This window comes from Vibrio brasiliensis LMG 20546 (assembly GCF_000189255.1).
GTDB classification, from domain to species: Bacteria; Pseudomonadota; Gammaproteobacteria; order Enterobacterales; family Vibrionaceae; genus Vibrio; species Vibrio brasiliensis.
The window spans coordinates 84,263-105,963 of sequence record NZ_AEVS01000076.1; the positions used below are offsets into that span (position 1 = coordinate 84,263).

The following is a 21,701-nucleotide window of genomic DNA, read 5'->3' on the forward strand; positions in this document are numbered from 1 at the left end:
GCTTACTGAACTCGTGTGATTGGATTAACTAAGCTGATATTTCGATTATGTTCAACGCTGCAGCCAAATCGGTAAGCTTCTCTCTTGCTGAACGTCATTACGCCACAATCGCTACTTTGAATTCGCACGTACTTAGCCGTAATTAAAATGTTTTTGGCTTGATTCGCATCGGCTAACGCAACTTTATATCTATCCTTTGCCACACCCTCTGTTTTGAACTTACCGTGTAGCGTTGCAACAAACTCACTTGAGCCAGTTTTGTATTCGACAAGAAATCGGGCTTTCGGCTGACGTCTCTTGACGTCACGAATGAACGCTACCGCTCGTCCCATTGAGTCGTCACCTTGGGTGGTATCAAACTCCAATCGCTCTTCCAGTTGTTCAATAACGCTTGAGTTTGTTGTATCTACTTGGCTACATGCAACGCTAAGTAACGCCAGCATGGAAATGACTATCCAACGCATTAGTTGAAGCCTCCCTGTTCTATGGTTCCTTCGAGTTCGGGCTCATTAAGTTCTGATAGGTCGATACGCAACAAACGTTCGATATCGCTGGTGCGCTTAAAGCTTGGTAACTTGACCTGTTCTGACTCAACAGGATCAACGAGGTTTACCGTTGCGACGATAATCAGCTCCGTTTTTGAACGGTTGGTAGTCGTATGGCTAAACAACGCGCCTAAAATTGGAATGTCGCCCAAGAATGGAATTTTGGTTAAGGCTTCCCGCTCTTCCGAAGTCAAAAGGCCTGCGAGTACGAAACTTTGTCCGTCTTTAAGGTGGACAGTTGTCTGCGCTCGACGAGTTCGTAATGTAGGGACAGAGATTAAGCCAGTTGATGTTTTGTTTGATTCATCAATCGAACTGACTTCAGGTATCAGAGTAAGACGGATGTTTTCCGAATCTGTCACTTTCGCCACCATGGCCAACTTAACGCCATACTCTTTGTAACTGATGCTTATCCCATCTTCATCACGTACAGCGATAGGTATTTCGCCACCCGCAAGAAAGCTCGCTTGCTCTCCGGAAATCACTGATAAGTTAGGTTCAGCGAGCACCTGACCAATCTTGTCGTCACCACTGGCAGAGATAACCGACACAATATCTTGCGCTGTGAAATCAAGCAGTTTATTGACGAATTTTCCTGGTTCACCGCTATCACTGTAGGTAACGCCCAGTTCAGTTAAAAATGAACTCGATACTTCTGCGACGGTCAGCTTTACATTGATCTGTTCTGTGGTTAGAACTTTAAGATTATTGATCACCTGATCGTAAGTAAAACGGGAGGTATAGTCTAATTCATCATACTCCTCTCCGTCCGCGTCCCTAAGCTCATAAGTGTGCCTGCGGCGCTCTTTCTTCAGCATCTCACCCACCAGGCGATACACTTTTTGTTTGACCTCTTCGCTACTGACTATGCCGTCTAGCACGACTTGATCACCAACATTTGAAACAACCACGTTTTCATCTGGAAAGCGGGCAATAATAGTCTGCTTCAACAGTCTCAAGCTTTGATTTACCACTAGCTCAGCGTTGTAGATTTCGTTACCACCGCGGTCATAGACAATAACCGACGTGCTACCTTGGCCAACGCCGTATACGACGACCTTGTTTTCATCGATGATTTTATAATCAGCGATCTGTTGGTTTGCGACAAAAACAGTGGCAATCTGACGTTTTAGATTAATGGTTTTAGCCGCCCCTTGATCTAAACTCATCAATTGTGAAGCATAAGAAGGTAACGCAAGAATAAGAGCTATCAGAGCTGCTGACTTAGTTTTATTTGCTATCATTTAGTCTTGGCCTCTTAACTCTCGGACACCAAATTGTGTCTCTAGTAAGTCACTGCTACGAATGGATAAATAGCGGTTTTCGATCTCCGCCGGAACAATATTGACGTCACCCACTTTTTGCGCCATTTCAAGCTTTAGTACATCACGCATTCTTAATGCCACGACGATGCTATATTGTTTATCTTCGGCATCCTGAGCATCTTCGTCTTCTTCGCCTTTAATCACCTGAAGAACCCTGGCTCCACTGATAATTACGCGGCTAACTAAACCTCCAACATCACCGTAGCCATCCTCTAACAAGTTCGTGTCGGAAGAGGTGGTAGAAACAAAACTGACTTTGTCTCCCGGATAAAGCGATAATGTTTGGACAATTCCAAGACCCGTTACGTGGTAAAAGTAAGGTAACTCTCCCTTATTAACAGACAAAAACATATAATCCCTATCACCTGGGTTTGAAATATCCTCTTGGGATATAAGCTCACCCGGATTTAAATCTCGTTTAAATAACGCGCCTGGTTCAATGTGAATTTCATCCTTGGGAGTGTAATCTACACCTTCAACTTGTGATAAGTTAACCAACTCCGTCTTGTGTATGGATGACTTTATTATTTGACCTTTTTTCGCTGCGCCACTAACGACTAATACAGCCACTTTTGGTTCTGATTTGATAACTTGTTCTTGCTGTTCGCCACTTGAAGAAAGATAGGTATTGTTGATAAAAACAAAGGTAGAAAAAATAACGAGAGTAACAAGTACAAGAATAATTGTTCTATTCATAATGAGTCTATGTGGTAACTAAATAGGGGCATTCGCCCCTAGAAGTAAAGCAGTGTATTAACTACCTGTTGTTGCAGTAGTTAGGTCATCAGTTACTGCAGTTAGGGCACCAGTAATTGCATCTCTAAGTGCATCAGTTTGAAATGCTGCTAATACAAGCGCTGACATTACAACCGCAATAATTGCGTATTCCACAGCAGTTACACCGCGAACGTCATCTTCAAATTTCATTTTAAGCTCTGCAAGCTTTGCTAAAGTTTTGTAGTACATAATGTTCCTCTAAAATGTTGGCCTTGGCCCGTGTATATTTCAGTTGGAATTAAATCATCCAAAACCCATCGCAACAAATTATAAGTTTTTATACGATTATAATTTTTCATTATCACACTAAAGGAAGAAGTTCCTTATGACTGCATAAATAAACTTTATATGTATTAGCTTTAAATATATTTACTATCACGCTATTATTCTAAGATGAACTTAGACAACATCATTGCCGTTACGATAGTAATTATTAATATCGCCTGTGCATTTCATTCTTGTATCAGTGATCATCAACATCGAACAATATCCAATCGAATTTGCAAATTATTAATTATTACAAACACTATTGCTGCGTTTTACTATGGATATGGTATCCAATCAGTCACCATTACTTCTGTCATATTCTTTATTTTAATTATTATCTGGCTAATCGGCGCTTTCGGCGCAGGCGACATCAAGCTATTGTGCGCATTTTCGGTAGGAATAAAGCCCGAACTCACTCTCGCCTGCTTAGTTTTGGTGGGATTGATAGGTGGTTTGCAATTAGTAGTTATGTTTCTTATTGGCTTGATGACTAAGACAAATATATTTGAAAAAGGTATTCCCTATGGAATACCTATCTCAATTAGTGGCGTAGCGTTTACTGCACTCTCTTTGTTTAGCTGGTAAATACTGGCATATAACCACAGTTTACTTTGGTTTCTTCTCTGCGCATGCATGCTTCTTCACGTAATTCAAACAGCTCTTGAATCTTGTCTTTTACCCCTAACTCTTCAAGCTCATGAGTAACATCTTCACTACACCATACATACATATTGACCTTCTGATTGATGATCACTTTGCGACAATTCAGGTTCCTTACTGACCATTCTGGGAAAATCAATACTGTGCCATTGGTTTCAAGTTCATTCTTAATCAGACGCAATGAGTTGGTTGACACCCAACTGGATACAAAACAAGAGTCAACCCCATGATGTTTCAGGATATCTTGAACATCCGAGCGATTTAACGTATCACAGTAAACAATACGCTGCGGATAGCACTCCTGAGGATCGAGCATATGCGAATGAGCAATAGCGTAATTAACCGTGTTGAGTTGGTATGAACGACCATTACTGTATGGAAGCCTATTAACCGAAAAAATAAGATCATACTTTTCGATATCCAGATACGCACAGTTAGAAAAACTGGTGATTGTTAAGTCAATATTGTTCAGTGCTCTGAATTCATTGATGATCTTTTCAACCATATCAGGACAAAAAGATTCAGCGATTGCAATCTTAAACTGGTCACGTAATTCCACACTTTCCAGGTCGTGAAATAACTTCTCATACATAGACATGGTTTGATCGACATACTCAAGAAGAACTTGGCCGTGTTTTGTCAGCACAAAGCCGTCTTTTCTATCAAAAATACTTGCCCCTATTGTACTTTCGATCTTTTTAATATGTTGTGAAACCGCAGGTTGTGTCATAAACAGCGACTCAGCCGCTGCAGTAAAACTCTTATGTTTGGCAACCTGCGAAAAAGTTCTTAGGTATTTGACGTCGATACTTCTATTGACGGTTTTCATAGTCGAAACTACCTCGATGCTGCGGTTTATTGTTATTTTTTTAATTATCTAAATAATTGAGCTGAAAATAACAATTGTGTCATATAGATACAAACAGCAATATTTATGATGCTATAAACATGTTTTATACAACAAAGCACTCAGCAACATTATTGCTAACAGCATCTTGTAAAATAAATGCAAACCGAACGATACAGGGATTAGAACTGTCGAAGTTAGAATTTTGGCTCTAGACCAGTTCTTACTTAGTTTTTTTGCTGCCAAAAGCGCTCTTTGTAGATACTTTTGCTACCGATGAGCAATCGTCTCAAAAGCGGGACAATCAGGAAAAATAGCGTGAAATGTTTACAAATTGTAAGCAAGTATCGCAATCCATTACGAATTGTCACATTTCTAAAAAACTCATTAATGTGACCTATGCAACATTTTGTTTCAGGCTTGATACACTATTGACACCAAAATGTGAGCTTTGTTTCCAAAACAATGAAAAAATGGGCAACACAGTGGTTGCCCGATGATCATGATGGTTATTTAGTTCTTACGCACTCTTACAAGCAGCATCAAAGCTGTGATGAATAGAATCGAGATTCCCCCTCCTGAAGATTCATCTGTGACAGTAGGTTGTGAGCTAAGGTCACTGCCACCGCTTGTCGCAACGACTTCAATTTCATAGCTACCGATGACCTCACTACCATCTTCTAACCATGCTTTGTAAGATACCTGATCATAAATGCTCATCGTTCGTTTACTTGGCGCGGTATACACAATAGATTGACCAACGATTTTCGCTACGCCGTGATCCGGATCTGATAACAATTCTATCCTCACTAAGCGCGAATCAAGATTTGGCGCAACCTTTATGTTGCCTTCATAAGCCACCTTTACGTTGTTTTGTATCGGCGTTCTTAACTTACTTTTAGTGGTAAATTGAAATCTTTGTTGGCTTGTTGCCCCCAAGTTATCAGTCACCTGTGCAACAAATTCAAAACGACTTCCCGCAGCGGTATCCTCCGGCAACCTAAATCTTAACGCTCGCTCTCTCGTGCCCGAGACGGTCAATCGTGTGCCTTTAACCTGCGACCAACGGATAGAGAGTCTGGAAGAATCAACATCCACCAAATCAACAATAGAAAGAGTGACATCAGTACCAGAGATATAGCGTGCAGAATTTGATTTAACCTTAAAACTTGGCGCATCATTAACAGCGAGTATATCGACACTGACCTCTGCTTCATTGGTGATGGTGCCCTTGTCGCCTACCAATCGATAGCTAAACTTGTCTCGACCATTCATATCTTTATTCGGATAATAAACCTCTCCTGCAAATCGACCCAGACTCGGCCGTTGAGTCACTTCTATCTGGTACTGTTCGTTATCGTCTAAGCCAGTATCATTCGCTGTAAGATCGAGTCTTATCGGTGTATCTTCCTGTGTACGAACATAGTCATCTACCGCTACACCTTGTGTAGTTTGGTTACCCTCAAACAGTGCCGCAAATGGAAAATTCCGACTAAAACCGTTATTTAAACCATGAGTTTTATAATCCGCTAACGTTCCGTAGTATTGGGTCTTACGCTGTCCGTCTCCCAGATAGGCATCAAGAAATTGGGTTGAGTATTCAGGTGTGCCATTTTCCAGCTCTAACACAATAAGATGGTTACCTTGTGACAGTGCAAACGGTGCATCCAGCATTACCTGGCCGCCATTCTCAGGAGCCACTCCTCTTCCTAATACTACCTCTCTACTTTCGTCGATAATTACGCGGCCAAACCTTGTGGTATATGGATATTTTAGTAACCGATAAAACATCGGCATCGCTACAGTGGTTGGCTTAGCATAGAACTGAAAACCAACTAAGCGCTGATCGCTGTCTGTAACATTAACCGCAAAACCAAGCACATTACTGCCTGTCTGATAACTTGGGTAAGTTCGGCCAAAAGAGGTAACCCAAGCCGACTTATCTGCACTAGCCGGAATGGTTAGATTGAATGACGCGCTTGTGTTATCACTTGATATACTGGCTAGTTCGATTTCAGTCGCTCTTCCCCCTGTAACATCGGTTAACGCCGGAGACGAACTGTCGCTGAGTGTTGTGACATTGTCACTACCAGGAAAAACATCTCCATTATCACCGGATGAGCGACCACTCTCGAGTAGCCCCTGGTCATCAGCCTGCATTACTTGTACCTGCATAGGTCCAGTGCTGTTAAAGTGATTATCAATATTAACCGCAGTAACTAGTAGACCTTCTCCTTTTAGCGCCCGATCATAGTGGTTCTTACGTCGATTCTCGACGTAAAGACGCGGCCCAAACTGCTTCAGGTAAGGATCCAGGTAAATGACGCTCTCACCTTGGTTAGTATTTAGATCTATTGACCCGGTGTTAGTCAATGTGCGTGGCTCAATAAACCCAGCCGCTTCTTTACTCCAGGCAAGCATATTTACCGGTGTCTGGCCTGAGTATGTATCACCGGGCTTACGCCCCCAACTACCTCCTCCCATAAGCCCCCAATGACCGATAGAGCCATCATGTTTATAGGAGTATAAATCAGGTAGACCAAGCATTAGATGACCTAGTTCATGAGCGATGACTCCCATTGCTGACTGGTTATCATGCTGGTAGTCAGCGAATAAACAATAAGAAGAGATTCGTTTGCCATCAATCGTCACCGTCGAGTGTGCATATTTATGTGGCCAAATGGTTGGTGTTTTATTGGTACCACTTGATTTGTCATTGCCGGCAAATACGAACATTACTGACAGTTCACTTGGTTCGATACTGCCATTATTGTCATCATCGTACTGTGACAAGTCGAAGTTACTGTCTAGTGCCGCATAAGCGCTAGTAAAAACGTTGTTTAGCTTGCTTTGGCAACTGCTGTCTGTTTTGGAATGGCAATTGGGATGGGCAATATTTAATTCAACATCAATGATACCGTCATTGGCAGTACCTTGACTTTCTTTGGCTGGCACAACCTTGTACTTGCCATAACTGTTTTTTAGAAAATAGTCCTGAACACTCTGCTGATTCTGACCAAAAATCGTATTGGTAAAATCATTCTCTATTTTTACGTCTGTGAAACCCACTTGTACTACCAACAGAGGTTGGTTAGTGACATCACTCCCCGACGAGGCCGCAGGTGATAAGCTTCTTCCCTGAGCATGCGGGGTTAACTTGCTTTTGGTGTTTGCTCTCGGCTGATGTGACGATTGTGACTGATAGGTTGGTTTGATGTTCACCTTGTCGATATTTGACTGCTGTGGTGGTATCGAATCGCTGGTCGCCAATATTCCCGTTGAGCTCATCACGCCTTGCTCTTGTGAGGAGTCATATTCAGCGAAATACCACTCAAGGTCATCCCCCTGAATATATAGGAAACCTTCGTGGTCCTGATACCAAAATAGATCCTCCCATCCCATAAGGCGTAGTTCTTTGCTGCTGCCATCTGACAAGGTCATGGTATGCCAGATTGGTGCGGGAAGCGTGGTTGAGTGTGCATAAACGGATGCACAAGCAAGCGCAGCCGTAAGACAGAGTCGTTTTATCCTCATAATTGTAGTCCATTGTGCTTAGCAGAAATTAACAATCCGCTATGGCTAGTTAAAGAGGAGTGACTCTATCAATTCAGTTGAATATCAACCAATCAAGATTTGTTCTGGATGGATAAATAAACCTTATACTATCAATAACTTATAATATTTAAAAATGGGGCCATAAGGGTTTATTATTATTAGTGGCAAGTGCAGCACCTACCACTAATGATTATTCTGTGATGGGCTATTTCATTTGCTCATCAAGGTTAAGTACCGTCAAAGCATTACTTACACTGGTGGCAATCACGTCGATCACGCCTGTTCTGAGTGCACCTAATAGAGCAAGCGGCTTACTGTTTTCCGCAGCAATTGCGATGACCTCAGAAATCGGACGAAACTCGTCGATACTTAAGCCGATTACACGATCACTCATCACGGTCGTTGCTGAGTCACCGTGAATGTCGAAGAAGTCGTAGCCGGCAAAGTCTCCCACAACTCCCTGCTGCATTCGCGACTGAACAACTTCATCTGCGGTGAACCAGCCAAGATCAACCATATAGCTGTTCTCGCTCATATCACCGATACCAACTAAAGCGACATCGGCTTTTCGTGCAAGATCCAGAGTTTGCTTCACGGTGGCATTTTGCATAAAGGCCAGCTTCTGCTCGCGGTTCTCTGCATAGGCTGGCGCGTATAAGGTTTCTGATGTTCCACCATAACTCTTCGCGAACTGACGACAAATATGATCAGCATTGAACATGCCGCCACGAGGGTGGATACCGCCGATGCCGCATACAAACTTGACATCACGCTGTGGAATAACGCCAACGTGATGAGCCACAGCGGAAACATTGCGCCCCTGCCCAACAGTGACCACCGAGCCATTCTGAATCGAGCTCGCCATATATTTCGAAACCAATCCCGCAACCTGTTGACGTTGCTGTTCTTCTACTGGCTGGTCTAATGCGATAAGTGCACGTTTAACACCAAACCGTTCGATCAGGCGCTGTTCTATCTTGGCGCTAAACACCGGGTGATATTTCACTGTAATTTCAACAATACCCTCATCTCGGGCCTGCTTTAACATGCGGCCTACCTTGGCACGCGAGACAGAAAACTTCTTAGAGATTTCTTCCTGAGTCGCACCATCCTGATAGTAGGCGACTGAGATTTCAGTCAGTAGATCAGCGTTATCATCAGAAATGTCGTTTTGTGATTTGCTCATTGGGTTATCTTCCACAGCTAAAGAATTGCACCTAACATGTGCTCACAGCCGTAGCATATGTCACAACACCCTTTTATGGCAACATTTGCTCACTGGAATTACATTTTCTCAGACTAAATTTTCACCTGACGAGTTTATCTGTAGCCCTTACGCTGCCTTGGCAAACGTTTAATTTCCTCACCAAGCGTAGGGAACAGAAAAAATACTTGATGAACATCACTTAAAAGCTCATTCAACAATTGACTTTCTGGCTGTATGAGATAATTATGAACCCATCATTTACTCAGCGTTCGAGCAAATGTTCACAACAATTGTTCATACGTTGAAAATTATTTAAGTTGAGTAAGCTAAGTTGTCCTCCGCGGAAATATCAACTATTACTTAACTCGCTTGCAATTGCACACCCATATCCCTTAGTGATGTGGAAGCCCAATGAAATAGGATGATCGAAATGAGCAACAAATTAGAGCAACTTCGTAAACTCACGACTGTAGTCGCTGACACTGGTGAAATTGATGCTATCAAAAAGTACCAGCCAGAAGACGCTACAACTAACCCTTCTCTGATTCTTAAAGCGGCTCAAATCGAAGAGTATGCTCCTCTAATCGACGCTTCTATCGAATACGCTAAAGCGCAAAGCTCTGATAAAGCACAGCAGGTACAAGACACTTGTGACATGCTAGCAGTAAACATCGGTAAAGAAATCCTTAAGACTATTCCAGGTCGTATCTCTACTGAAGTAGACGCACGTCTTTCTTACGACATGGAAGGCAGCGTAGCTAAAGCTCGTCAGCTGGTGAAAATGTACAACGATGCAGGTATCACAAACGACCGCATCCTTATCAAACTAGCTTCTACCTGGGAAGGTATCCGTGCTGCTGAAATTCTAGAGAAAGAAGGCATCAACTGTAACCTTACTCTTCTATTCTCTTTTGCACAGGCTCGTGCATGTGCGGAAGCTGGCGTATTCCTGATTTCTCCATTCGTTGGTCGCATCATGGACTGGTACAAAGCTAAAGAAGGTCGTGACTTCGAAGCTCAGGAAGATCCAGGCGTACTATCAGTAACTAAGATCTACAACTACTACAAAGAGTACGGCTACAACACAGTAGTAATGGGCGCAAGCTTCCGTAACATCGGCGAGATCCTTGAGCTTGCTGGCTGTGACCGTCTGACTATTGCTCCAGCTCTTCTTGCTGAACTAGAAGCTGCAGAAGGTGAAGTTGTTGAAAAACTTGTTGACTCTAAAGGTTCTGCTGCACGTCCTGCAGCAATGACTCACGCTGAGTTCCTATGGGATCACAACCAAGACCCAATGGCAGTTGAGAAACTAGCTGAAGGTATCCGCAACTTCGCAGTTGACCAAGGCAAACTTGAAGCAATGATTGAAGCTAAGCTTTAATCAACAGAATTTCTAGAGGGGAACGTTTGCGTTCCCCTCTTCACATCCTTTTAAGAAACAATCTATTTATCGGTATTTATTATGGATCGTAAACATCTAGCAAATGCAATCCGTGCTCTAAGCATGGACGGTGTACAACAAGCTAACTCAGGTCACCCAGGTGCACCTATGGGTATGGCTGACATCGCTGAGGTTCTTTGGCGTTCACACCTAAACCACAACCCTGCAAACCCAGAATGGGCTGACCGCGACCGTTTCGTACTATCAAACGGCCACGGCTCTATGCTGATTTACTCGCTGCTACACCTTGCTGGTTACGAGCTGTCTATCGACGACCTTAAAAACTTCCGTCAGCTACACTCAAAAACTCCGGGTCACCCAGAGTACGGTTACGCACCGGGTATCGAAACAACTACAGGTCCTCTAGGTCAAGGTATCACTAACGCTGTTGGTATGGCGCTAGCTGAGAAGACTCTTGCTGCACAGTTCAACAAAGAAGGCCACGACATCGTTGACCACTTCACTTATGCATTCATGGGTGATGGCTGTCTGATGGAAGGTATCTCTCACGAAGCATGTTCTCTGGCTGGTACGCTAGGTCTGGGCAAACTGATCGCATTCTGGGATGACAACGGTATCTCTATCGACGGTCACGTTGAAGGCTGGTTCTCTGACGATACACCTAAGCGTTTTGAAGCGTACGGCTGGCATGTCATTCCTGCAGTAGACGGTCACGATCCTGAAGCGATCAACGCAGCGATCATCGCAGCTAAAGCGGATCCACGCCCAACTCTGATTTGTACTAAAACAATCATCGGTTTCGGTTCACCAAACAAATCTGGTTCACACGACTGTCACGGTGCACCACTAGGCGCTGAAGAAATTGCAGCTACACGTAAAGAACTTGGTTGGGAGCACGGTCCATTTGAAATTCCGCAAGATGTCTACGCGCAGTGGGACGCGAAAGAAGCAGGCGCAGCTAAGGAAGCAGCGTGGAACGAGAAACTTGCAGCTTATGAAGCAGCATATCCAGAGCTTGCAGCAGAATTCAAACGCCGCGTAAACGGTGACCTACCAGCTGAGTGGGAAGAGAAAGCGAACGCAATCATTGCTGACCTTCAGGCTAACCCAGCAAACATCGCATCACGTAAAGCGTCTCAAAATGCTCTAGAAGCGTTTGGTGCAATGCTACCAGAATTCCTGGGCGGCTCTGCTGACCTGGCACCTTCTAACCTGACAATGTGGTCTGGCTCTAAGTCAGTATCTGCTGAAGATGCATCAGGTAACTACATCCACTACGGTGTGCGTGAATTTGGTATGACAGCAATCATGAACGGTATTGCGCTACACGGTGGTTTCGTACCATACGGTGCAACCTTCCTGATGTTCATGGAATACGCTCGTAACGCAATGCGTATGGCTGCTCTGATGAAAGTTCAGAACATTCAGGTTTACACTCACGATTCTATCGGTCTAGGCGAAGATGGCCCAACTCACCAACCAGTTGAGCAAATGGCTTCTCTACGTCTGACGCCAAACATGAGCACATGGCGTCCATGTGACCAGGTTGAATCAGCAGTGGCTTGGAAACTGGCTATCGAACGTAAAGACGGTCCGACGTCGCTAATCTTCTCTCGTCAGAACCTTGCACAGCAAGAGCGTGATGCAGAGCAACTAGCGAACATCGCTAAAGGTGCTTACATCCTGAAAGACTGCGCAGGCAAACCTGAGCTTATCCTTATCGCAACAGGTTCTGAAGTTGAACTAGCGGTAGAAGCAGCAGCTCAGCTAACCGCTGAAGGTAAGCAAGTACGCGTTGTTTCAATGCCATCTACAGATGCATTCGACAAACAAGATGCAGCTTACCGCGAAGCCGTACTACCATCTGACGTAACAGCTCGTATCGCTATCGAAGCGGGTATTGCTGACTTCTGGTACAAGTACGTTGGCTTCGGTGGCAAGATCATCGGTATGACGACATTCGGTGAATCTGCACCAGCAGGCGAACTATTCAAGATGTTCGGTTTCACTACTGAAAATGTTGTGAACACAGCGAAAGAGCTTCTAGCTTAATTACTGTTAAAGCCTAAATAACTAAGCCCCGCTCAATCAGCGGGGCTTTTTCGTTTATTCGTGGCTGATTTGGTCAAGATTGACCTGAGTAGAAAACTTAACCGTCTTTGTCGACACTGAGGTATGAAACTTACGTATATTCCTATCCTGATGTAACACTCGCTCAATAAAGCGTTCATAAGCTTGTATATCAGGTACAGAAACAATGAGCATAAAGTCATAGCCACCCGTAATTTGGTAGCATTGAGTGACTTCCGGCGCCTTCTCAATGGATTGTCTGAAAATACTGTAGATATCCCCCCGATCACGTTCCATTTCAATTGAAACGATGAGAGTCATTTTATTACCTGCTAGTACAGGGTTAATGATTGAAACATCACCGACAATCACCTTTCCCTCTCTGAGTCGTTTAACTCGTTTAAGACAGGCTGGCGGAGAGAGCCCAACCTCCTCCGCTAGATCCACGTTAGCGATACGATTGTTGGTTTGCAGGACGGCTAAGATCTTGCGGTCAAGTCGGTCAATTTCCATATATTTCTCAAATGCAATCTTCTACAACATTTTTTCACGATTATTTCCTAACTAAGAAATTATCACTTAATTATGTGCCTTTTAGTTTACTCATATTTCTTAGCAATTGCATAACATCTTAAACCATCAAGTACATCAATAAGGAACGAGCGATGCAAAAGGTAAAGCAATTCTTCGCTGAACTCGCAAAAGAGATTTTCGACGTCACATGGACACTCTATAAAGTGATGGTGCCAATTATCATCATAATCAAAGTCGTTGAGGAGTTTGGTGGCATTGCATTGCTTAGCCAATGGCTGAGTCCGCTAATGAGTTCGGTTGGACTACCTGACGAAATGGGGCTGGTCTGGGCGACAACGATTTTAACCAACATCTATGCAGGTCTGCTGGTATTTATGAATACCGACGCCGAGCTTAGTATTGCTCAGGTTTCTGTTTTGGGCTCACTCATGTTGATCGCCCATTCACTGCCAATTGAAGCGGCAATTGCCAAAAGGGCTGGAGTGAGTATTTCAATGACGTTATTGATTCGTTTAGGTGGCGGGCTGTTATTCGCCTGGATATTGCACCAAACCTATCAGTTCGGAGGAATACTTCAGGACGCAGCACAAGTTGTATGGTCACCAGAGCCTGCTGTCGAGCAGAGCTATCTCGAGTGGGGCTGGGTTCAGGTAGAAAATCTGGCGGCTATCTTTGTGATCATCTCTGCACTGCTTCTGGCACTAAAGCTACTCAAGCTGATGGGGGTTGAGAAGCTGATGGCAATTGCGCTTCGCCCTGTCCTGAAGGTATTAGGTATCAGTCGTGAAGCAACGAATATGACCATTGTTGGAATAACCCTCGGTCTCTCCTTTGGCGGTGGCTTACTGATTAATGAAGCTAAGCAAGGGCACATTCCTGCCAGAGATGTTTTTACAGCGATAATGCTGCTTAACTTAGCTCATAGCATGATCGAAGACACCATTTTAATCTTGCTTATAGGTGCGGACTTTTTCTCAATATTCTGGGGGCGATTGCTATTTAGTCTGGTAATGGTGGCAGTAATATCTCAGTTGTTACGGGGAGTCAGCGAGCACACTTGTGAACGGTATCTCTATCGAAGCGTTAAGTCATAATACGAAACAGCCCCGATAATACGGGGCTGTTTTTTATTTCTCTTCAAATCGTTTGGCGAGTTTGTAGAACTCTCTCACCTGCTCTTTCAGCTCGGTAGAGTTCTCCTTAACTGAGTGAGTCGCTGCCAGGTTCTGCTCGGCAGTGGAAGCAATCGACTGAATATGCATGTTCACGTCTGCTGACAGCTGTCGCTGTTGACCTGCTGAGTCTTCTACTGCCTGCATCAGCTCATTCATGGAGTTCATCAAGGATTCAACCTCAGACAGACGTTGAGCACTCTCCTGAGCGACATCACCACAAGCATTGGTCTGTTCCTGATTCGCCAGAATGTCTTTTTGCCACCCTTCAATGGTGTTAAGCATGGCTTCAATACTGTCTTTAATCTGTAGTGTTGCGTTTGACGTTCTGCCGGACAGTGCGCGTACTTCATCGGCAACAACAGCAAAACCACGCCCTTGTTCACCTGCTCGAGCCGCTTCAATCGCAGCGTTAAGCGCGAGCAAGTTAGTCTGCTCTGCTATACCACCAATCTCTTCCATCATTTGACTGACTTTTTGCGCCTGTTCACTCAACTGATAGGTCGTTGCCGTCGCTTTTTCAGCCTGAACGCTCAGGTTTTCAAGATTGCTATGTGTCAGGCTGATACTCTGCTGTGCGTCGGAGCAAGTATTGAGTGTCACATTGACAATCTGATGAGCTTCCTGAGCTTTTGAAGAAACATCATTGGCTGAGCTCTCTACTTCCTCAGTTGCATGGCGTACCTGAAGAATATCCTTGGTTTGCTGCTCTAACGCCTCAGTCACCTGATAAGAAGTCGCACTCAAGTTATCTGAAAGATCCTGTAAAGGTTTAGCTGAATCTTTCATACGACCCAATACGGTACGAATTCGAGCGGACATCAGTTTGAGATGAAAATCAGCGACAGAAAACTTGTCACTACCAGAGAAGACCAGGCGACTGACACTATCGTACTCATTCTGCAACTTTTTCAATTGACGCGGAGTATCAACTATTTCCTGACGGAACAGTAACGCGATCGCGGAGATAGGAAGTAGACTTGCTAATAAACTTACACTGCTACCAAGTTGAGCCAGATTAGCAATGATTGGTGCAGTCAGAGAACCAAGTAGTACTGCATAACGAACTGTATCACTCAGTTTAAGTGACCAGCTACGCCCAGACTTTTCAGCCTTTAGTAAGGCGCGGTATGCTTTGTCTGCAATGATCACCCATTCCGTTTTCGGTCTTACGCGCACCGATTGATAGCCAACAACGCTATTCCCTTCGTAAATAGGTGTAACGTAGGCATCAACCCAGTAATAACCGTTGGACTTGGTTCTGTTTTTAACGATACCTCGCCAGGCTTTGCCCTGTTTCAGGTTATGCCACATATCAGCAAACGCTGCCTTAGGCATATCACTATGGCGAACTATGTTGTGGTTCTGGCCGATTAACTCATCGACAGTAAACTCAGCAACATTGGCGAAGGCTTCATTACTGTAGGTAATAACCCCGTTTAAATCGGTTGTCGAAACCAATTGTTGATCTTTTTCTAGTACTGTTTCACGTGCTGAATCGGATTGGGCTGACATCTTATACTACTTTCTAATTATGAGTTGGTGCCGAATATAAACAAATATTCAATTTATGACAAAATATTAATGGAGCGGCATTCGGTTTTTTTGACAGAATTCACTTACTAGAATAATGCGTTTTCCCCTACAGACAGAAAGTCAAATCCCGTCTATAAGCTTCCAAGTTTTCTTGCCGCTGCGTTGCACCATAAGTGAGTGCAATCGTTAAACAGCGCCATTCCGCTGGTATGCATTCGGTATAGTTCTACAATTAAATAAATAGAGCTAAGTTTTAGTACAAAGTCACAAAAAGGCGTGGTGGTATTGATAGAGCAACTCACTCAAAAGTTTAAGCATCTTAGTTTACGATCTCTGACCATGATCGGTTCTACGATTACCGTAATCCTGTTTCTCGTCTGTTATTTTTCGTTCAAAGTGTTCTGGAAACACGAACAGGATGTCCAACAATCGTTTGAACGTCAGATGTTCGAAGTCGAACGTGTGGAAACTGTGCTGCAAATGGAAGAATTAGAATTACGTGCTTCTATCGAAGATTACGCGGCGTGGACAACGTTAGCGAATTATGTCGAAGTACCTTCAGAGCAATTTATCCAAGAAAGTATCGGCCCTCATGCCTTTGTGTCTGCTCTCATAGATAGCGCGATTATCTTCTCTCCTAGTGGAGAACTGATTTGGAACGGGACTTTCGACGGAGAGCATGTCATCAGTCGCCCAATCGTCGACCTGAACGACCCTAAAGTAGTTGAGAATATTTTGTCGAGTGCAAAACAGGCACCGTCTGATTACATTAACTCGTTCGTCAGATATGCTCGAATTAAAGATTCTGCTGCTATGGTGGCTTCATCACGTATTTGCCTCAGTGATGCTCAGCATTGTGACAAAGGCTATTTGGTATTCGTCAGAAAGATACGAGATGAATTTATTCAGCAGCTTGAACTTGCTACAGGCGTCGATATTCGAGTCTTACCACGCTCCCATTCCAGCGCGCCGATTGTAAACACTCATGTGCTCAATTTCGAAGATATTTTGTCTGACAATATGATTAAAATTGAAGTGAGCCACAATGAGAAAATGCCTGATTTTTTCTCCTGGCAGGGCGTCGCAGCAGTCACTGCCTTTAGTGTTATCATGTTTGTGGTAAACCTACTGGTTATGAACTTCTTCATAAAGCCCTTTATTAAATCACAGCGAGCGCTGAGACAATTTCATCAATCAGGAGGACAATTACCAAGCGAAGACAATTTTATTTCCAAAGAAGCGCGCGATTTTGCCCGCCAACTCAATCGTCTGATCGCAGAACTAGAAGATAGTCGAGCCCAGCTTAAGCAGCAGTCTACCATCGATCCTCTTACTGGTATTGCAAACCGCCGCTATCTCTATGACAGTGCAAAAGAGTACATTGAAACTCTACGCTATAGATACATTAGTGTCGTTATCGTCGATATCGACCACTTTAAACTATACAACGATAGTTACGGTCATATTGCCGGTGACAAAGCGTTGAACCAAATAGCACAAACACTCAAACAGGCTCCGACCCAATACGAACATCTGGTGGCTCGTTATGGAGGAGAAGAGTTTTGTATCGTGTTAGCTTGTGATTCTCCTATCGAGATCGAACCTTATGTCTCGAGTTTGGTTACCTCAGTTCAACAACTCAATATCGAGAACAGTCAGTCGCCAACCGCCGAGTGTGTGACGATAAGTGTTGGCGCGACCAGTGGACAAATCGAACGTTATCACCAGCTTTCAGCACTTATCCAGTTCGCGGATCGTGCTCTCTATCAAGTTAAAGATACCGGTAGAAACAATTATAAGATCGCACCTAAACACGAATTGTCCCCCGTTTAGCGCTTTACTATGGATGATTTCTCTTTACAATTGTCGCAAGTTTGAATTTCAAGGTTAATCCTATGTCTATCCAATGGTTTCCAGGGCACATGCACAAAGCCCGTAAAGAGATCGAAGAAGCAATCCCACAGGTTGATGTCATCATCGAAGTGCTAGATGCGCGTATCCCTTTCAGTAGTGAAAATCCAATGATCTCTGAAATACGCGGCGATAAACCAGTCGTAAAGGTACTTAATAAGCGCGATCTTGCGGACCCTGAGCTCACTCAGTTGTGGATTGACCATTTTGAGAAAGAGAACAACGTAAAAGCGATGGCGATTACCACCAGCAATGTTCAGGAAGTGAATAAAATTCTTGAGCTATGCCGTAAACTTGCACCACACCGCGAGGAGATTGGTAAGAACATTCGAACCATGATTATGGGTATTCCAAACGTCGGGAAATCCACCATCATTAACACTCTGGCAGGTCGTACCGTTGCGGTAACCGGTAACCAGCCAGCAGTGACTCGCCGCCAACAGCGCATCAACCTGCAAAACGGTATCGTCCTGTCTGATACTCCGGGAATTCTTTGGCCAAAAGTCGAAAACCCGCACAGTGGTTTCCGTTTAGCAGCGACTGGTGCGGTAAAAGATACGGCAATGGAGTATGACGAAGTCGCCTTCTACACCGTGGAGTACCTTGCCAAAGCTTACCCAGAGCGCCTTCAGGAACGTTATCAAATTGATGAGTTACCAGAGAGCGATATTGAGCTGATGGAAGAAATTGGTCGCCGCCGCGGGGCATTGCGTGCCGGTGGTCGAGTGGATCTGCATAAATGTTCTGAAATCCTGCTGCACGAACTCCGTAACGGTACTTTAGGTCAAGTGACTCTTGAACGTCCTGAGATGATTACTCAGGAATTAATCGAAGTAGAAATCGAAGCGGCTCGCAAGGCTGAAGAGAAAGCGAAGAAAAAAGAAGAGCGTCGCAAGCGTTATCTAAAAAACAAACGCTAATCTATTGTTATAGGGCAGCATTCAGGCTGCCCTTTTTTGTACTCAAGAGCTGCAAACTTTTGTTATAGTATAACAAAATGAATACAGGAACATGATTGATGAGAATTCCAACCAACATCATTACAGGCTTTCTAGGCACTGGTAAAACGACCGCTATCCTTTCCCTTCTACAAGAGAAGCCTGATAACGAACGTTGGGCTGTGCTAGTTAATGAGTTCGGCGAGATTGGTATTGATGGTGCCATGATGACAGACCAGGGAGCTCTGATAAAAGAAGTTCCGGGTGGCTGTATGTGCTGTGCCGCTGGAGTACCAATGTCTGTTGCTGTTACTGCTTTGCTGCGTACCAATCCCGATCGCCTGATTGTAGAACCTACCGGGCTGGGTCATGCCCACAAAGTGCTCGCGACTCTAACCTCAGCGCAATTCTCTGATTACATCGACCTGCGTGCGACCATTGGTTTAGTCGACCCACGCAACTTAAGCAATAGTAAGTACACGGAGAATCAGAACTTTATCGATCAACTTGCCATTTCTGACATCATCATTGGTAACAAGGTCGACCAATGCCACGTCAGCGATATCGACGCGTTTAATGACTGGGTAACCGATCAGACCCCACCAAAAATCTACAGTCAACTGGTTAAACAGGGCAAGTTCCCTATTGAGCTGCTCGACAGCCAGCGCCGTGATAACTCTCCGTCATCTGAAGTCGCTCAACATCATCACGAACATGCAGAACAAGAGCCACAATTTGCTCTGGCTCCAGACCAGACTTACGTTCGTAAGGAGAATAAAGGTCAGGGTTATTTCAGCTGTGGTTGGTTGTTTGGAGCCGAGGTTATCTTCGATTTTGACTTGCTGTTTTCAATGTTGTCAGACATTACCGCAGAGCGAGTCAAGGGTGTCTTGAACACCTCTAACGGCTGTTACGCGTTTAATGTGAGCAATGGTGTCGTTTCAGTAAATGAAATGTCGCTGGAAGGTTTTGAAAGCCGTTTGGAAGTTATCGACAGCCAACTGCTGCCATGGGATCAACTTGAAGCAGTTTTAAAGCAAATCGCTAACCTAGATTAAACACTCTCCCCTAAACGACAAGAGGCGCACCAATAAGTGCGCCCTATCCCTCGTTACTCAATCGTGAGTCTGCGAATCAGGAGGTCATAAGTTGCGACCTGATAATATACGAGGCTTTCAAGTAGTATTTTGAATCCATCCAAATTGTAGGTAAGGCGATAATTTCCTCCATGCGGGTCGGTTCAGATTGCCTTACCCTTAAACTATGGTTCAAATCCGCAGAATTGCAAGTATCACGGGGGCTACGATGTGTTGCAATTGTGAGATTGCTCCAGTATTTCAGACCTTTTTGCCCACCTTATCTTTCGCTTTGTATCAATTATGAAAATCAATATTTCGATCTTGTCGCTATAGTTAGTTTAAGACAGGCGTATAATTCGTGCTATAGCCTCTCTCACCCTTACTTACGGAGCCCTCAAGTCCATGACCAAAAGAGAAAAATTGAAGCAATCCTTTCTCGCTAAAGTACCTAAGGATGCCATTAATCAATTTCTCTCTAAGGACAAAACGCCCGTATCGGTCTTATTGCTTTCCCTACTGGTTGGTGTACTTGCTGGCCTTGTCGGAACCTACTTTGAACTTGCTGTTCATTTCGTCTCCGAAACTCGCACTGATTGGTTAAAAAGCGAAATTGGCAGTGTATTACCATTATGGCTAGCAGCATTCCTTATCAGTGCAGCACTGGCATTTATTGGCTACTTCCTGGTCCACAGATTCGCCCCTGAAGCAGCAGGTTCCGGTATCCCTGAAATCGAAGGAGCGATGGATGGTATTCGCCCTGTTCGCTGGTGGAGAGTCATTCCGGTTAAATTCTTTGGCGGTATGGGCGCACTAGGTTCAGGTATGGTTCTGGGACGTGAAGGCCCAACCGTTCAAATGGGTGGAGCTATTGGTCGCATGGTGACAGACATCTTTAAAGTTAAGGATGACGATACTAAACACTCATTGCTTGCCTCAGGCGCAGCAGGTGGCTTAGCTGCCGCATTCAATGCTCCTCTTGCCGGCATTATGTTTGTGGTTGAAGAGATGCGTCCGCAGTTCCGTTACTCATTAATCTCGATTCGTGCGGTCATTATCTCTGCGATCTCGGCCAACATTGTATTTCGATACATTAATGGACAAGATGCCGTTATTACTATGCCACAATATCAAGCTCCGGAACTGACCACTCTATGGTTGTTTCTTTTGCTTGGCGCCCTGTTCGGTATGTTTGGCGTGGTCTTTAATCAACTAGTTACCTTGTCACAAGATCTGTTTGTCAAATTACACAAAAATGACCGTAAGCGCTATTTACTTACTGGTTCACTCATTGGCGGCTGTTTTGGAATTATGCTGCTTTATTTCCCAGAAGTAACCGGTGGTGGCATCGGACTGATACCGACAATTACTAACGGCGGCTATAGCGCTGGAATACTGCTGCTGTTGTTTGTTGCACGTATCGCTACAACCATGATCTGTTTTGGCTCTGGCGCCCCTGGCGGCATCTTTGCTCCTATGTTGGCACTCGGTACACTGTTTGGCTACGCGTTTGGCCTCATTGCTCAAGGGCTGTTTCCTGACTTACCTATTACTCCGGGTATGTTTGCTATTGCTGGTATGGGCGCTCTATTCGCGGCTACTGTACGCGCACCAATCACAGGGATTCTGCTGGTGATTGAAATGACCAACAATTATTATTTGATTCTACCTCTAATCATCACCAGCTTAGGTGCGGTGATATTTGCTCAGATGCTTGGCGGTCAGCCAATCTATAGCCAACTGCTCCATCGAACTCTTAAAAATGAGAAGTTGAGACAGAAAGATCTTCCAACAAACGCGGAATGAGATTTGCCTCGCAACCGTTTGGCTTGCTATCATCGCCGCAGATAATGGCAAGGCAAAGGATTGTCTGGTTAGA

The 21,701-nt window shown here is 44.3% G+C and carries 17 protein-coding genes; 8 read left to right on the top strand and 9 right to left on the bottom strand.

Annotated features, from left to right (window positions below; translation table 11 throughout):
• Window positions 1–2: 2 nt before the first annotated feature.
• The 4 genes from RH46_RS14185 to RH46_RS14200 are packed head-to-tail and all read right to left on the bottom strand — an operon-like array spanning window position 3 to window position 2,836.
• Entirely contained in the window at window positions 3–464 is a 462-nt protein-coding gene (locus RH46_RS14185) for a hypothetical protein (RefSeq protein WP_006880187.1), read from the bottom strand.
• Window positions 464–1,789: a type II and III secretion system protein family protein gene (locus RH46_RS14190; protein WP_006880188.1), complete on the bottom strand. Its 1,326-nt coding sequence runs from the start codon at window positions 1,787–1,789 to the stop codon at window positions 464–466. Before RH46_RS14190 ends, RH46_RS14185 begins: the two co-directional genes overlap by 1 nt.
• Complete coding sequence (locus RH46_RS14195) at window positions 1,790–2,566, bottom strand: hypothetical protein (protein WP_006880189.1); 777 nt, start codon at window positions 2,564–2,566, stop codon at window positions 1,790–1,792. It lies immediately after the preceding gene.
• A 57-nt stretch (window positions 2,567–2,623) separates the two neighbouring features.
• Window positions 2,624–2,836, bottom strand: a complete 213-nt coding sequence (locus tag RH46_RS14200; RefSeq protein WP_006880190.1) for a Flp family type IVb pilin — start codon at window positions 2,834–2,836, stop codon at window positions 2,624–2,626.
• Between the two features lie 204 nt (window positions 2,837–3,040).
• Here RH46_RS14200 and RH46_RS14205 point away from each other — a divergent pair, with 204 nt between their 5' ends.
• On the top strand, window positions 3,041–3,499 hold the full coding sequence (locus tag RH46_RS14205) for a prepilin peptidase (protein ID WP_006880191.1): 459 nt from the start codon (window positions 3,041–3,043) through the stop codon (window positions 3,497–3,499).
• Here RH46_RS14205 and RH46_RS14210 read toward each other — a convergent pair.
• From RH46_RS14210 to RH46_RS14220, 3 genes are all read right to left on the bottom strand, one after another.
• Complete coding sequence (locus RH46_RS14210) at window positions 3,489–4,403, bottom strand: LysR family transcriptional regulator (protein WP_006880192.1); 915 nt, start codon at window positions 4,401–4,403, stop codon at window positions 3,489–3,491. The genes RH46_RS14205 and RH46_RS14210 overlap by 11 nt on opposite strands.
• A gap of 531 nt (window positions 4,404–4,934) precedes the next feature.
• On the bottom strand, window positions 4,935–7,955 hold the full coding sequence (locus tag RH46_RS14215; protein WP_040895921.1) for a M6 family metalloprotease domain-containing protein: 3,021 nt from the start codon (window positions 7,953–7,955) through the stop codon (window positions 4,935–4,937).
• Window positions 7,956–8,181: 226 nt separating this feature from the next.
• On the bottom strand, window positions 8,182–9,162 hold the full coding sequence (locus tag RH46_RS14220; protein WP_006880194.1) for a sugar-binding transcriptional regulator: 981 nt from the start codon (window positions 9,160–9,162) through the stop codon (window positions 8,182–8,184).
• Between the two features lie 451 nt (window positions 9,163–9,613).
• Here RH46_RS14220 and tal point away from each other — a divergent pair, with 451 nt between their 5' ends.
• Window positions 9,614–10,564 carry a transaldolase gene (gene tal / locus RH46_RS14225; RefSeq protein WP_006880195.1) on the top strand — a complete coding sequence of 317 codons (951 nt, stop codon included), beginning with the start codon at window positions 9,614–9,616 and terminating at the stop codon, window positions 10,562–10,564.
• 81 nt (window positions 10,565–10,645) lie between these two features.
• A complete protein-coding gene (gene tkt, locus RH46_RS14230; RefSeq protein ID WP_006880196.1) occupies window positions 10,646–12,637 on the top strand; it encodes a transketolase in 1,992 nt (663 codons plus the stop codon).
• 54 nt (window positions 12,638–12,691) lie between these two features.
• On the opposite strand, the gene RH46_RS14235 is transcribed toward tkt, so the two are convergent.
• The gene (locus tag RH46_RS14235) at window positions 12,692–13,168 is read right to left on the bottom strand and encodes an Lrp/AsnC family transcriptional regulator (RefSeq protein WP_006880197.1); all 477 of its coding nucleotides are present in this window, start codon (window positions 13,166–13,168) and stop codon (window positions 12,692–12,694) included.
• Between the two features lie 152 nt (window positions 13,169–13,320).
• On the opposite strand from RH46_RS14235, the gene RH46_RS14240 reads away from it, so the two are divergent.
• The gene (locus RH46_RS14240) at window positions 13,321–14,283 is read left to right on the top strand and encodes a hypothetical protein (RefSeq protein WP_006880198.1); all 963 of its coding nucleotides are present in this window, start codon (window positions 13,321–13,323) and stop codon (window positions 14,281–14,283) included.
• Between the two features lie 33 nt (window positions 14,284–14,316).
• Here RH46_RS14240 and RH46_RS14245 read toward each other — a convergent pair whose 3' ends face one another.
• Complete coding sequence (locus RH46_RS14245; protein ID WP_006880199.1) at window positions 14,317–15,876, bottom strand: methyl-accepting chemotaxis protein; 1,560 nt, start codon at window positions 15,874–15,876, stop codon at window positions 14,317–14,319.
• Between the two features lie 360 nt (window positions 15,877–16,236).
• Between RH46_RS14245 and RH46_RS14250 the strand changes: the two genes are divergently transcribed.
• From RH46_RS14250 to clcA, 4 genes are all read left to right on the top strand, one after another.
• A complete protein-coding gene (locus tag RH46_RS14250) occupies window positions 16,237–17,730 on the top strand; it encodes a sensor domain-containing diguanylate cyclase (RefSeq protein ID WP_050789244.1) in 1,494 nt (497 codons plus the stop codon).
• 62 nt (window positions 17,731–17,792) lie between these two features.
• On the top strand, window positions 17,793–18,728 hold the full coding sequence (ylqF, locus tag RH46_RS14255; RefSeq protein WP_006880201.1) for a ribosome biogenesis GTPase YlqF: 936 nt from the start codon (window positions 17,793–17,795) through the stop codon (window positions 18,726–18,728).
• 98 nt (window positions 18,729–18,826) lie between these two features.
• A complete protein-coding gene (locus RH46_RS14260) occupies window positions 18,827–19,804 on the top strand; it encodes a CobW family GTP-binding protein (protein ID WP_006880202.1) in 978 nt (325 codons plus the stop codon).
• Window positions 19,805–20,227: 423 nt separating this feature from the next.
• Window positions 20,228–21,628 (top strand): H(+)/Cl(-) exchange transporter ClcA, encoded by a 1,401-nt coding sequence (clcA, locus tag RH46_RS14265; RefSeq protein WP_006880203.1) that lies wholly within the window; start codon window positions 20,228–20,230, stop codon window positions 21,626–21,628.
• The last annotated feature ends 73 nt before the right edge of the window (window positions 21,629–21,701 follow it).

Bases quoted from the DNA above. Each gene is read 5' to 3' on its own strand.
- RH46_RS14185 (WP_006880187.1), bottom strand. From the start codon at position 464: ATGCGTTGGATAGTCATTTCCATGCTGGCGTTACTTAGCGTTGCATGT.
- RH46_RS14190 (WP_006880188.1), bottom strand. From the start codon at position 1,789: ATGATAGCAAATAAAACTAAGTCAGCAGCTCTGATAGCTCTTATTCTT.
- RH46_RS14195 (WP_006880189.1), bottom strand. From the start codon at position 2,566: ATGAATAGAACAATTATTCTTGTACTTGTTACTCTCGTTATTTTTTCT.
- RH46_RS14200 (WP_006880190.1), bottom strand. From the start codon at position 2,836: ATGTACTACAAAACTTTAGCAAAGCTTGCAGAGCTTAAAATGAAATTT.
- RH46_RS14205 (WP_006880191.1), top strand. From the start codon at position 3,041: ATGAACTTAGACAACATCATTGCCGTTACGATAGTAATTATTAATATC.
- RH46_RS14210 (WP_006880192.1), bottom strand. From the start codon at position 4,403: ATGAAAACCGTCAATAGAAGTATCGACGTCAAATACCTAAGAACTTTT.
- RH46_RS14215 (WP_040895921.1), bottom strand. From the start codon at position 7,955: ATGAGGATAAAACGACTCTGTCTTACGGCTGCGCTTGCTTGTGCATCC.
- RH46_RS14220 (WP_006880194.1), bottom strand. From the start codon at position 9,162: ATGAGCAAATCACAAAACGACATTTCTGATGATAACGCTGATCTACTG.
- tal (WP_006880195.1), top strand. From the start codon at position 9,614: ATGAGCAACAAATTAGAGCAACTTCGTAAACTCACGACTGTAGTCGCT.
- tkt (WP_006880196.1), top strand. From the start codon at position 10,646: ATGGATCGTAAACATCTAGCAAATGCAATCCGTGCTCTAAGCATGGAC.
- RH46_RS14235 (WP_006880197.1), bottom strand. From the start codon at position 13,168: ATGGAAATTGACCGACTTGACCGCAAGATCTTAGCCGTCCTGCAAACC.
- RH46_RS14240 (WP_006880198.1), top strand. From the start codon at position 13,321: ATGCAAAAGGTAAAGCAATTCTTCGCTGAACTCGCAAAAGAGATTTTC.
- RH46_RS14245 (WP_006880199.1), bottom strand. From the start codon at position 15,876: ATGTCAGCCCAATCCGATTCAGCACGTGAAACAGTACTAGAAAAAGAT.
- RH46_RS14250 (WP_050789244.1), top strand. From the start codon at position 16,237: ATGATCGGTTCTACGATTACCGTAATCCTGTTTCTCGTCTGTTATTTT.
- ylqF (WP_006880201.1), top strand. From the start codon at position 17,793: ATGTCTATCCAATGGTTTCCAGGGCACATGCACAAAGCCCGTAAAGAG.
- RH46_RS14260 (WP_006880202.1), top strand. From the start codon at position 18,827: ATGAGAATTCCAACCAACATCATTACAGGCTTTCTAGGCACTGGTAAA.
- clcA (WP_006880203.1), top strand. From the start codon at position 20,228: ATGACCAAAAGAGAAAAATTGAAGCAATCCTTTCTCGCTAAAGTACCT.